Genomic DNA, 13057 nt, shown 5'->3' on the forward strand with positions numbered 1-13057 from the left:
CCCTCGCACCTAACGGTGCTCATGCTCCTGCCCTTCGGCCAGTCGCACTCCCCCAGTGGCGATATCCAGTGGGAATCCGTGTACGGGGATGTACAGTTATCAAATTAGGATTTCGAGAAACCTAGCGGGTAGTGTGTCGGACTTTTATCGTCTCTTGGCTGGTGCATCTAGCGGTACTTGAAACCCATTTTCGGTCCCCGCCTCCTCACCCCCTCCCATAAATCCCCGTCACCTCGGCAAACTCCCGCATGCCTTCCTCCCCTGCCTGCTCCGGCCGGAGCCGCCACTCCCAGTTCCCTTCCATCGTGCCCGGCCGGTTCATCCGCGCCTCCTCGCCGAGGCCGAGGATGTCCTGCATCGGGATGACGACGGTCTCGGCAGGGGAGAGCATAGCGAGGCGTATGAGGATCCGGTGCGTCTCGTCGGCGCTCACCGGTCCCCCGATGTAGCGGAACAGGAGGTTCTTCTGGTCCCCGGAGGTCTCGTGCTCGAACCATCCCCTGACCGTGTTGTTGTCGTGCGTCCCCGTGTAGGCGACGCAGTTTTTCGTTATGTTGTGGGGCGCATGAGGGTTCTTTGCGACGTCGCCGGCGAACCCGAAGTTCAGGATCTTCATCCCCGGGAAACCGAAGTGCCCCATCATCTCGTGGACGTCGGAGGTGATGTAGCCGAGGTCTTCGGCGATGATGGGAAGACACGACCTGCTTCTCGCAAGCAGGGTGAAGAGGTCCCGGCCGGGGGCATCGACCCAGCGCCCGTTCTGTGCGGTCTCTTCCCCGGCAGGCACCTCCCAGAACTGCACGAACCCCCGGAAGTGGTCGAGGCGCAGCCTGTCGACGAGGGCGAGGGTGCGGTCGATCCGGCTCTCCCACCACGCGAATCCCTGCTCCCGGTGCGCATCCCAGTTGTAGACCGGGTTCCCCCAGAGCTGCCCGGTCTCGCTGAACACATCCGGGGGAACGCCCGCGACAACGGCCGGCTTCTTCTGCTCGTCAAGTTTGAAGAGCCCCGGGTTTGCCCAGAGATCGACGCTGTCGTAGGTGAGGTAGATAGGGATATCCCCGATGATCTGGAGGTGGCGCATGCGGCAGTGATTCTTGAGCACCTCCCACTGGTGGTCGAAGACGTACTGGAGGAACTTCTCCCGAAAGATCCGGTCGGCAAGTTCCGCGCCGTGTTTTCGCAGCGCCTCCTCGCGCCGGTCCCGGATCCCGGCCGGCCAGTCTCCCCAGACCTTCCCCGAGAACTCCTCCCTGAGGGCCATGAATATGGCGTAATCATCGAGCCATGCGACGTTGTCGGCCGCGAAGTCCTTGTAGCGGAAGTCGGGCCCGCGCTCCTTGAACCGCGCGAACGCCTTATCAAAGAGGCCGTTCTTGTAGTCGAGAACCGCCCGGTAGTCGACCCGGTCCCCCGGGAAGCCTGGCGGGTCCGCGATATCCTCCGGAGCGAGGAAATCGTCTGCGACCATCTGTTCGGGGCTGATGAGCCAGGTGTTGCCGGCAAACGCCGAGGTGCTCTGGTAGGGCGAGTTGGCGAACGCCGGGCATGTCGGGTTGAGAGGGAGGATCTGCCAGAAGCGCTGCCCTGTCTGGCTAAGGAGGTCCACGAACCGGTGCGCCGCCGGCCCGAGGTCGCCGATCCCGTACGCCGACGGCAGGGACGTGATGTGCAGGAGAACCCCGCTGCCCCGCCGGTTCATGTCCCGCTCCTCCTTACGCCACCCTCACGCCAAGGCATGCCGCCGCCCTCTCAAAGGCATCCGCCCACCGTTCTGCATCCCCATCACCCCGGCCAGCACGCTCCCGCATTCCGGAATAGCGCCCGCGCATCCCGATGCAGATGTTCTGGCTCTCCCATAGGGTGAGCGTCAACGGAAAAACTTTCGCACACCTGACGGTGCGGACGATCTCCTCGAGCGGAGCCGGGTCGCAGGATCGGGCTGCCGCCATCCTGGCGGAGAGCGTAATCCGCCCGCCCGCCGCCTTCCCGAGGGCCGCGAGGTCGGGCGCAAGGTTCCGGGCTTTCATCGTCTCCGCGAGCGTGAAAAACCGGTCCGGGTCGGGGCACCCCTCTCCGAGCATCGCGAGCAGCCGCCCGGTGCAGGCGTGCGCCAGGAGATGAACGGCGGCTCCCGGTGCGGGGATCCCGAGGTCGTCGAGCGCGTCGATCAGCGCCGCCGCGTCGCGGTAGACCTTGCAGACGGCCTCTCCCATCCCGGGCGCGATCTCGCGGGCGATCGCCCACCGTTCTTCGTCGGAGAGGTCGGGTGCCATGTAGACCCGGGAAAAGGCCCCGGATACGGCACCTGCGGGGTCGGGACCCGTCACCCCCTCCCACGCCGCCCGGAACGCCTCATCGCCGCCGGGCTCGCGTACGCCAGAGACGACCCGATCCATCCCGGCAAAGAACGCGACCGCATCGAAGAGCGCCTCTTCCCCCGTCGCCCGGGACCGCACCCGGACGGTCCCGAGGATGCGGCGCCAGATCCCGGCGCCCGACCGGTATCGCCAGTCTCCGCGGACGGCGTACATCCCCGATGCGGCCGCAGGCGGTTCGAGGCCGAAGAGGCAGTAGAGAGCCGCTCCTGCTCCGATCCGGGGCAGGTCGACCGCCGTCGGCCTGGCCAGGGCCTCGTAGACCGCAGCACCGGTCGCGTACCGCGGGTCGTTTACCGCGGCGCGGCGAAGGATGGCGGTGAACGCCGGCTCGAGGTCGAGCCCAAGCGTCTGCCGGGCAAGTTCCATCGCGCGGCCCGCGTGCCGCATCACCTGGACGCTCCCCGGCTCCATGATGTCGTCGAAGAACCAGCCGCAACTCGTCTGCATCAGCATCGTCTGCCGCTCCATCTCGAGAAGCGCTAAGATCCGCCGCCGATCGTCGGGAGAGAGATCGCGGAGGGCGTGCCGTGCAAGGAAATCCGCAACGGCTTCATCGGACCACCGGCCGAGGACGAGGCTGACAGCGTCGTCCCGTGCCTCCGCTGGGTCGCGGACGAGTACCCCGAGCGCTTCCGCCACCCGGGGGGCGAGAGCGTCCCGGACCATGACGACCGCCTCCCGGAACGGCCCGCGCCACTCCTGCGACCACCCGGGGTGCGCACCGCTGTGGCACCCGCACTCCCCCTGCCAGCGCCCGACACCGTGGGTGCAGCTCCAGGACGTCCTCTCGCAGACGGCGGCCTCGTGCGTGGGCGGGTGGGTATCGAGGTACTCACCGTAGACCGTGAGCCGGACGTCGCGGCGCTTCTCGATGGTCTTGAGGCAGTACGCGAGCGCCATCTCCCCGAACTCACGGTGGTGACCGTAGGTCTCCCCATCGGTCGCGATATGCACGAGTTCCGGGCGTTCTCTTCCCCGGGAGAACGCACCGAGCAGCCGCCCGGCGAACCGCCGCCCGTCGGAGAGCAGGTCGCCGAACGCAACGTCGCGGGCGATTATCCCGTTGTAGAAGAAGATCGCGATGCTCCGCCCGGAGGGGAGGGGGCAGAGGTAAGGCATCGTCGTATCCACCCCGCCGCCGGAGACGTCCGTCCAGGCCTCCGCCCCGCTCTGCCGAACTTTCGCGGCCTGGTGGGGGGCAAGGACCGTGAACCGGATCCCTGCCTCCGCCATCAGGTCCAGGGACTCGAGATCGACCGCCGTCTCCGGGAGCCACATCCCTTCGGGCTCCCGACCGAACCGTGCAGCAAAGTCGCGGACCCCCCAGGCGACCTGGGTTTGCTTATCCCGCCGGGCCGCAAGCGGCATGATGATATGGTTGTAGCAGCAGGCGATCGCGGACCCGTGGCCTGCGTAGCGCTCCCGGCTCTCCCGGTCGGCCTCGACGATCGCCCCGTAGACCCCCGGACAGTGCCGCTCGAGCCAGGAAAGAAGCGTCGGGGCGGCCGTGAAGCTGATCCGCGAGTATGTGTTGACGATCTCCTCGATCATACCGTCCGCGTCAAGGATGCGTGCGGCGGTGTTCGGGCGGTAACACTCCGTGGTCACCCGTTCGTTCCAGTCGTGGTACGGCGCGGCGGACCGCTGGACCTCGACACCGCCAAGCCAGGGGTTCTCCCTTGAAGGCTGGTAGAAGTGACCGTGGATGCAGACGACGCGGTCCACGGTCACGCCCCCTCGGGAGCGAAGATGACCATGCCGAGCGGGGGCAGGGTGAGCGGGAGGGACCACGGCCGGCCGTGCACCCGGACCCGCTCCGCCTCCACCCCGCCGAGGTTCCCGACACCGCTCCCGCCGTAATCGACCGCGTCGCTGTTGAGCACCTCCTGCCAGAACCCGCCGAACGGGACGCCGACCCGGTAGCCGTAGCGCGGCACCGGGGTGCAGTTGCAGACGACGAGGACGACGTTGTCGGCCGAGAGCCCCCGCCGGAGATAACTGACGATGCTCTTCTCCACGTCCGAGAAGTCGACCCACTCGAACCCCGCCGGATCGGCGTCCCGCTCGTGCAGGGCGGGTTCGCGCCGGTAGAGGCGGTTTAAGTCTGTGACCCACCGGAGGATTCCCCGGTGAGGGGGGTACTGCAGGAGGTCCCACTCAAGCCCGGCGTCGTGGCTCCACTCCGACCACTGCCCGAACTCACCCCCCATGAAGAGGAGTTTCTTGCCCGGGTGCGTGAACATGTAGCCGTAGAGAAGACGGAGGTTCGCCCGTTTACGCCACTCGTCGCCGGGCATCTTTCCTGCAAGCGAACTCTTCTCGTGGACGACCTCGTCGTGCGAGAGGGGGAGGACGTAGCGCTCCCGGAACGCATACCAGATGCTGAAGGTCAGGAGATCGGGCCGGTACTTCCTAAAGACCGGGTCGAGCGTGAAGTAGTCCAGCGTGTCGTGCATCCAGCCCATGTTCCACTTCAGGTCGAACCCGAGACCCCCGGTCGCTGTCGGGGCGGTCACCCCCGGCCAGGAGGTCGCTTCCTCGGCGATGACGAGCACGTCGGGGAAGTTTGCGTGGACAGTGTCGTTCAACTTCCGGAGGAACCCTATTGCCTCGAGGTTCTCCCTTCCACCGTAGACGTTCGGAACCCACTCCCCGGCGCTCCGCGCGTAGTCGAGGTAGAGCATCGAGGAGACCGCATCCACCCGCAGGCCGTCCGCGTGGTAGCGTTCAAGCCAGAAGACGGCGCTGCTCAGGAGGAACGACCGGACCTCGTCCCTCGCGAGGTTGAAGATGTAGCTCTTCCACTCGGGGTGGTAGCGCTGGCCGGGAAGGGCGTGCTCGTAGAGATGCGTGCCGTCGAAGTAGGAGAGCCCGTAGCCGTCGGAGGGGAAATGGGACGGCACCCAGTCGAGGAGCACCCCGATCCCGCGCTGGTGGAGGTGCTCGACGAGGTGCATGAAGTCCTGCGGGGTGCCGTACCTGCTCGTGGGAGCAAAGTAGCCGAGCGACTGGTAGCCCCAGGAAGCGTAGAGCGGATGTTCCATGACGGGGAGGAACTCGACGTGGGTGAACCCGGTATCAAGGAGGTAATCGGCGAGTTCGGTCGCCAGCTCCCGGTAGTTCAGGGACCGGTTCTCCTCCTCCGGCACCTTCCGCCACGAACCAGGGTGCACCTCGTAGACGGAGATCGGGGCGTCCGGGGTGTTAGCCTCCTCCCGGCCCCGCATCCACGCCCGGTCCCGCCAGGCGTAGGCGAGGTCCCAGATGACGGATGCGGTCTTCGGCGGGACCTCCCAGAAATACGCGAACGGGTCGCCCTTCTCTACGGAATAACCCTCATACCTGCTCTTGATGTGGTACTTGTAGAGCCTCCCGTGGCCGATATCCTGGATAAACCCCTCCCAGATGCCGGAATCGTCACCCCGTGCCTGAAGCGGATGCCGGCCCGCCGTCCACCCGTTGAAATCCCCGATGACCGAGACTTCAGCGGCATTCGGCGCCCAGACCGCAAAGAAGGTCCCCCGCGCACCATCGGCGACGGCGGGGTGCGACCCCAGCCTGTCGTGCAGGCGGGAATGGTTCCCCTGCCGAAAGAGGTAAACGTCGTAGCTGGTGATGAGGCTCCCGGCCTTCGTGATATCCGGTAGCACCTGCTGCATGTTCTCATCCTCCTCGTTGGGCATCATCGTGGACCCCCGGAGAGCACTTTTCTATAGACGCCGAGCATCCTCTCCGTGACGACATCCCACCTGAACTTTTCCATCACTTTCCTGCGGCCGGCCCTCCCGAGTTTCTGCATGTAGGCCGGGTCGTCGATGAGGTGGCAGATCCCCCAGGCGATTGAATCCGGTCGGACGGGAACCTTGATGCCGTTTTTGTAGTTATCGATGTTCTCGGAGAGCCCCCCGACATCGGTCGCGACGACGCAGCGCTCCGCACTCCAGGCCTCCGTAAGGACGAGCCCGAACGGTTCGTTCCTGCTCGGTACGGCGACGAGGTCGCAGGCGTTCAGGAGCCGGATGTGGTCGGTATCGGAGACATAGCCGAGGAACTGCGCGGGAAGACCGTGCGCCATCCCCTCCAGGTATCCGCGCATATCCCCGGTGCCGGCGAAGAGGAACTGCACGTCCCAGCGTTTGGCGAGGATCTCGGGTATGGCCTGGACCAAGAGGTCGGGCCCCTTCTGGTAGGTGAGGCGCCCGACGAAGAGGATGACGGGGGCGAGCGGGTGGATGCCGTAGCGTTTCTTCACCTCGCCCGGGTCGAGCCGGATATAGTAGGCGTCGGGGTCGATCCCGTTCGGGACGACGGTGACCTTCCATTCGGGGACGTTGTAGAGCCACATGACCTCGGTCTTCGTTGAGTCCGAGACGGTCGTGACCGCCTTTGCGATGTAGCCCCCGTACCACTCTTTCCCGGATATCTCCTGAAACTCCCACCAGCCCCCGAAGTTCCCCCCGTGCCGCCCGTACTCGGTGGAGTGAAAGGAGAGGACGGTGTTTCGGCCGCGGAGGGTGTGCAGCGCCTCGACGAGGTGCCAGTCGTGGAAGTGGAGGATATCGAACGGTGGGGTGTCGTAAGCGCGGAAAGCGTCCACGAGCATGTTGCTCATTGTCCTGCAGTACTCGATGACGTTATCGCCGAAAGGCAGGCAGTAGTGGTAGTGGACGTTGTTGATCACCGCATCGTCCCCTTCTCCCCGCGTGAAGAAGTGGACTTCATGCCCCTTCCGGGCGAGGCGCTCGGCGAGATGGGTCGCCGCCGGCGCAAGGCCGCCCACCTTGAACGTGGAGTGGAGCGACTCCCAGCAGAAGAATGCTAACTTAAGCGTTTCCATAGTTTGTGGATCCTCTTCTGAACCATCGTTCGGAGTCTGGTGCGGTCGGAGATACCCCAGATCTTCTCCGCCAGTTTCTTATCGCCGATGACCTGGCCGATCCACCGGTTAAAGTCCTCTCGCTCCACGTGGTACCGGATGACGTCGTCCGGAGCAAACTCGAGCATATTTGCGAGTTCCTGGAGGCTGTGAGCGGCGTATCCGGCCGGCCTGTCGTATGACGAGAAGGAGAACGCCTTATCGGGGGGGACGCACCGGAGCGAGAGAGCGGCTTTCGGCGACGGTGCGCTGGCTGCAGACCGCACCTCGGCGTGCGAGAGGATCCGCATGAAGGAAGCGAAGTAGTCGTAGGTCGCCTGGTGGCTGACGGCGTGGAGCGGCTTTCCGCACGAGGGCGAACGCATGGCCATCCTGCGGATGTGCTCGGTCTCAAGGAGGCAGCGCCAGACCGCCGGGTCCGCGATCAGGCCTCCGGCCTCCTCGAGCGCCTCGATGGCGGACTGCTGCATGATGGTCCTCTGCCATCCGGGTCCGGCTGTCTCCCCGAGATCCCCGTGCGGGGCGAGCCTGGTGGCGTCTGAGGGGCGTACGGTCTCGATCCCCTCCGCGGCAAGGGCGGACGGGAGCGCCCGCAGGAACTCGATGATGCCCGTCTCGGCGCCGATAAAGTCCCCGAAGATGCGGTAATCGAGGAAGAGCGTGATGCAGTCGCCGGGGGATGCGGAGAGCCACCCGGCATACTGGTCGGCCATGAGCGGCCATTTGTCCCAGCCCCGCCACGGAAACCGCACGGCGATATCGTCGGAGAGATCGCAGTGGGCGACGAGGACCGGGAGGCCCCGGTAGGTGTAGGTGTGGTTTGGGTCCCTCTCAAAAGCGGGGCCCTCGCCCCCCTCGATGATGACCGCCTCGATCCCGGCCCCGGCAAGCGCCTCCGCGGTGGCGGGGGTGATGGGGTAGTCGGTATGCGCAAACGTTGTCGGTGCGACCGAGAAGCGACCCTTCATCAGATCCCGGTGCATGAGGACTTCATCCGTGAACTCCGTGAGATCGGTAAACTGCCCGGCAACGCTGTGGTAGTAGGTCTGGGCGAGGAGTTCGGCGTTTTGGTGGGTTGCCGCACGGTGCAGGAGTTCGAGCATCTCCGGGTACCATGCATCAAGGTGCTCCACCACCGTTCCGGAGATAGCAAAGGCGCACGTAAACCCGCCGTCGAGAAGTTCGAGAAGGAGCTCCGTCGTCGGCCTGAAAGAGCGGTCGATGACCCCTCCCAGGTCTTCCTTCGCGTCTGGGTTAAAGTAACTGTCTTTTGCGTTTCTCTTTCCCTTTACCACGTCGGGATGAAACCCGGGATTGAGATAGCATGGATAATGAATATCGAATCCCAGGCAGACCTTCGGTGGATTTAAGCCCTCGCCCGTCATCGGTGGTAGATGGCGGTTTCCGTATATAAATGTCGTCGGCCCGGCGTACCCGCCGGCCTTTCGCATTGGACCGGGCCCCGATGCCCTGGTAATGGGCAGATATCGTCTCCGGGAACGAACGAAGCAGCCCCGGGCCCGCTACTGTCGTTTCATCTTCCGGATACCATCAAATGGGAGAAAAACGTACTGCATAATGAGGAGCAGCGTGAGCAGCGATGGATTTCTCGTGAGGACGATGCGGCGGGAGGAGGTTCAGGTCGCCGTCGACTGGGCGGAACAGGAGGGGTGGAACCCGGGAATTCACGATGCAGAGGCCTTCTATGCCGCCGATCCGGAGGGATTCTTCGTCGCGGAACTCGACGGCGAGCCGGTGGGATCGGTCTCGGTCGTAAACTACGATGAGGCGTTCGCTTTCGCCGGGCTGTACATCCTGAAACCCGAGTACCGGAACCGGGGTTACGGGAGCCGGTTGTTTGCCGCCGGCATGAGCCACGCCGGTGAACGGAACGTCGGGGGCGACGGCGTCGTCGCGATGCAGGAGAAGTACCGCACGCGGTCAGGGTTCACGCTTGCCTACAGAAACATCAGGTTCGAGGGCACCGGGGGAGGCAGCGAGCCCGAAGGGCCGGTCGACCTTGAGGAGGTGCCGTTTGACCGGCTTGCTGCGTACGATGCCCGGCACTTCCCGGCGCAGCGCCTCTGTTTCCTCGAGATCTGGATCCGGCAGGAAGGAACGGTGGGCCGGGCCGTTCTCGCTGACGACGGCAATATTGCGGGGTACGGCGTCATCCGGAAGTGCCGTAACGGCTATAAGATCGGGCCGCTCTTTGCGGACACGCCGGAGATTGCAGAGGAGATCTTCCTCGCGCTCTCCGCACAGGCGCCGGGCGAGCCGGTCTACCTCGATACGCCGGAACCGAACGCCGCCGCCGTGGCGCTCGCCCGCCGGCACGGGATGGCCCCCGTCTTTGAGACGGCACGGATCTACACGAAGGCGATCCCCTACCTGCCGCTCGGCGAGATCTTCGGCGTGACGTCGTTCGAGCTCGGGTGACGGACTTTCCCCCGCCCGGACCACAACATTCTAAAGCGACTTCTCCTGAGTATCCTCCGGGAAGTGTGGCCGCATGGACTACCTGGAGGAGTTTCCCGTTCTCGTCACCGACGACGAACTGCACTCGGATACCGCGGAAGGCCCGGCCACGCGGACGATTATCGATTACCTCACGTCGTCGCAGGAGTTCGATACGCTCTTTCCCGGGTTCGAGAACGAGGTGCACGGGGCGGACGTCCTCACGAAGGGACGGCCGCAGGGTCTACTACGTCTACTGTGTCGGGGAGTGACGGCCGGCGTTCACTCCCGCACCCTGCCGCGGGCGAGCGAGGCGAAGATGCCCATGGTGCAGAGGACTGCAAATACGCTGAACGCCACCCGGAGGCTCGTCATGAACGGCTCCTGGACCTCCGGCCCGATCTGGGTGCTGCCGATGAAGAGGGCGAACGTGACGGTGGCGATAGCGAGCGAGAACATCATCCCCGTCGTCCGCATGGTGGCGAGCATCCCCGAGGCGAGGCCGTAGAGGGACCGGTCGACCGAGCTCATGACGGCGTTCGTGTTCGGGGAAGAGAAGAGGGCGAACCCGAACCCGAGGAGGACGAGGCTTGCGACGATCCAGGTCATCGGGGTGGTTGCGGTGAGAAGCGTGAGGAGAGCAAGGCCGACGGCGGTGAGCCCCATCCCGGCCGAAGCAACATACCGGGGCTCGACCCGGTCGGAGAGTCTTCCGGCCGGGGTGGCAAAGAGCGCCTGGATGACTGGCTGCGTGATCAGGACGAGCCCTGCGGCGCCGGGGTCGAGCCCCCGGACCACCTGAAGGTAGAGGGAGAGGAGGAACCCGACGGCGAACGTCGCGCCGTAGTTGATCAGGGCGGCGAGGTTTGAGAAGGCGAACGTCCGGTTCGACGAGAGAAGCCGGATGTTGAGGACAGGACTTTCCACCCTTGTTTCCCATGCGTAGAAGACCACGGAGAGCGCTATGCCGGCGACGATTGCCACGACGCCGGCGAACTCTGGAAGTTGCGAGAATCCGTATATCACGGAAAGGAGCATCGCGCCGTAGAAGACCGAACCGACGATGTCCAGCCGCTCCCCGCACGCGTCGGTCCACTCCCCGGCAAGGTGGCGGCGGACCTGGCAGATGATGTAGATCCCGAGCGGGATGTTGGTGAGGAAGATGCTTCGCCAGGTGAGGAACTCGGTGAGGTAGCCGCCGAGCAGCGGCCCGATGGAGAGGCCGACGTAGACGGCGGTGACGTTGATCCCGAGCGCCCGCCCCCGCTCCTCGGGTGGGAAGACCGACGTGATCATGGCGACCCCGGTGCCGTAGATCATGGCGCTTCCTATGCCCTCGATGAACCGGAAGAGGATGAGCACGAGCCCCGATGGTGCGAGAGCGGAGAGCAGGGCCGACGCGGTAAAGACCACGACCCCCAGGGTGAAGATCCGTTTACGCCCGTAGATGTCGGCGCACCGCCCGAGCGGGACGAGGAAGATCGCGGTGGCGAGGAGGTACGAGGAGGCCACGAAACTGAGCGAGACGGCGTCGAGGGCGAACTCGGCGGCGATGGACGGGAGCGCGATGTTCACCGCCGAGCCCATGAACGGGGTGAGGAACGCGGCAAGGGTGGCGATGATAAGGACGGTCCGGCGCTCTGCGGTATCGGGGGTGGGCATGGGGGTTCCTTTCTTGGTACTTACTGGAACTAGGGGTGGCCGGAGAGTAAAGGGTTGTGATATCGTGCTCCTCTGGTGTCCGGCGGGGGGGAGGGGCGGCGGCCGGGTTACCACCACCCTTCGAGTAGATGAATCAGGGCAGTGAGGTGCTCAACCCACGGGACGGGCTCATGAAATCGATCGGGCAGGAAGGCGGCCGACAACGATTCCTGGCTCCTGGTTACAATGAGGCTGCCCCAGAGAGCATATCAAGGGCGCTTCGGCAGATCTTGAAGCAGGGCTTGTTAAAAGAGGGTTTTTGCAGAGTTGCTTTTGAATGGTTATTCTGATCGGTGAACGTTCGTGAGACTGACGAATATTCATAAGAACCATGAATATCCTTTAAATCCGGAAAATGTACATTTAGATGCATTTTTTCCGGCAAAAGGTTTATCAAAAATGACTTACAAAGAACCACTTGCCTGTAATTCATCGAGCGGCCTGAACAACCACGCGTAGGCTGCCGATTGCAGGCAAAACGGCGGAGGTTCATCCAATCCGTCCAAGGCCGGGTGAACCCCCCACTGCCCGAAGGCGAAAGAGTGGTTTGCATTCCACGTACATTAAAGTTGTGCCTCTTTTGCCTCCGGGAATGTTACAGGAGGAAAGCAAATGAAGGGAAAAAACAGAACAAGAAACGTAGGTCAAACAGTTGGAATCCTAATAACATTGTGCATATTTGGCGCAATGCTTGTTCCTATGGCAAGTGCATACGGTAATGGTGAATATGCCAGCTTGGACACATCTGATTTATCAGAGGAAGATTATTACAGGGAGTTAATCTCCAACCTTATCGGGAAAGATATCACTTACGCAGAATTCTACGAAGCAGTCTATCCCGGCGAAATGGAGAAACTCCCCGAAGATCTCCAGAACCTATATAAATCCAGTAAAATTCAATGGACTGCTCCAGAAGGGCAAATGCCAGAACCTCTCACAGAAGAGGAGATGAGTGAGATCAGGTCGAGGGCATCTGATTCGAAATCCAGCCTCAACAAAGTTCCGTCCGCTAAAGAAAGTGTTGCAGTTCTCCGAAGTCTAGTGAACAATAATGCCGCATCGGACCCCATCCATGTGAGCATTGCTGGAAATTCGTGGGCTTATCATGGAAACAGGATTGTTGAGTATTATTCTTCAACTCATTTAAGTCCTGAAGTAAGAATGCCCTACATGTCGGTGAAAACACGATTATTCATGTTCGTCGAACCGGCGTGGGTGGAGATCGCATACAAGGAGAAAACTGCGGTTCTGCCTTTATCCCTGACAGTAATGGGGGAAAAATCTGTAGACGGGGGTTATTTTTACCAAGTGCTTGGTGACCACTATGAGATCCCCCCTCCTGGCTACGTTATTATTGGGCCTAACCCTGCGTACAGTACGAGCCAAGTGTTTTATGTTAGTTGATTCAAAATTGGCTGAGCGGAAAAATGATTTCTTTTTTTGAAAAGTCTTTCTCAGGTCAACGGGAGCTTTAGAGAACATATAGTTAGTGAATTTGGATAAAACTACGATTTATAGCGATTGGCGCTACCCTTTTGGACTTGAGGACCCTCAGTCATCATAGACACGTTGCTACACTAATCTTAATGGATATACTCCGATTTTCAGTAATTGCTCATCATTTTAACTTGTGGGGGTGAAG

The 13057-nt window shown here is 62.7% G+C and carries 8 protein-coding genes and 1 pseudogene; 3 read left to right on the plus strand and 6 right to left on the minus strand.

The features are described from left to right. Positions 1-205: 205 nt before the first annotated feature. The 5 genes from malQ to BRA62_RS00785 are packed head-to-tail and all read right to left on the minus strand — an operon-like array spanning position 206 to position 8642. On the minus strand, positions 206-1702 hold the full coding sequence (malQ, locus tag BRA62_RS00765) for a 4-alpha-glucanotransferase (RefSeq protein ID WP_292364147.1): 1497 nt from the start codon (positions 1700-1702) through the stop codon (positions 206-208). A gap of 13 nt (positions 1703-1715) precedes the next feature. Then, positions 1716-4106, minus strand: coding sequence for a DUF3536 domain-containing protein (locus BRA62_RS00770; protein ID WP_292364148.1), 2391 nt, complete (start codon positions 4104-4106; stop codon positions 1716-1718). A 2-nt stretch (positions 4107-4108) separates the two neighbouring features. Then, positions 4109-6040, minus strand: a complete 1932-nt coding sequence (gene glgB, locus BRA62_RS00775; RefSeq protein WP_292364149.1) for a 1,4-alpha-glucan branching protein GlgB — start codon at positions 6038-6040, stop codon at positions 4109-4111. Between the two features lie 23 nt (positions 6041-6063). Then, entirely contained in the window at positions 6064-7218 is a 1155-nt protein-coding gene (locus BRA62_RS00780) for a glycosyltransferase family 4 protein (RefSeq protein ID WP_292364151.1), read from the minus strand. After that, positions 7200-8642: an alpha-amylase gene (locus tag BRA62_RS00785; RefSeq protein ID WP_292364152.1), complete on the minus strand. Its 1443-nt coding sequence runs from the start codon at positions 8640-8642 to the stop codon at positions 7200-7202. The genes BRA62_RS00780 and BRA62_RS00785 overlap by 19 nt, the downstream gene beginning before the upstream one ends. Before the next feature lie 205 nt (positions 8643-8847). On the opposite strand from BRA62_RS00785, the gene BRA62_RS00790 reads away from it, so the two are divergent. Further along, entirely contained in the window at positions 8848-9696 is an 849-nt protein-coding gene (locus BRA62_RS00790) for a GNAT family N-acetyltransferase (RefSeq protein WP_292364153.1), read from the plus strand. A gap of 73 nt (positions 9697-9769) precedes the next feature. Beyond that, a pseudogene (locus tag BRA62_RS00795) lies at positions 9770-9889 on the plus strand (hypothetical protein); the annotation flags it as partial. Positions 9890-9996: 107 nt separating this feature from the next. Here the strand turns inward: BRA62_RS00795 and BRA62_RS00800 are convergent. Next, on the minus strand, positions 9997-11376 hold the full coding sequence (locus BRA62_RS00800) for an MFS transporter (RefSeq protein WP_292364154.1): 1380 nt from the start codon (positions 11374-11376) through the stop codon (positions 9997-9999). Between the two features lie 651 nt (positions 11377-12027). Between BRA62_RS00800 and BRA62_RS00805 the strand changes: the two genes are divergently transcribed. Next, positions 12028-12819, plus strand: coding sequence for a hypothetical protein (locus tag BRA62_RS00805; RefSeq protein ID WP_292364155.1), 792 nt, complete (start codon positions 12028-12030; stop codon positions 12817-12819). The last annotated feature ends 238 nt before the right edge of the window (positions 12820-13057 follow it).

Source organism: Methanoculleus sp. UBA208, assembly GCF_002498065.1.
GTDB lineage: Archaea > Halobacteriota > Methanomicrobia > Methanomicrobiales > Methanoculleaceae > Methanoculleus.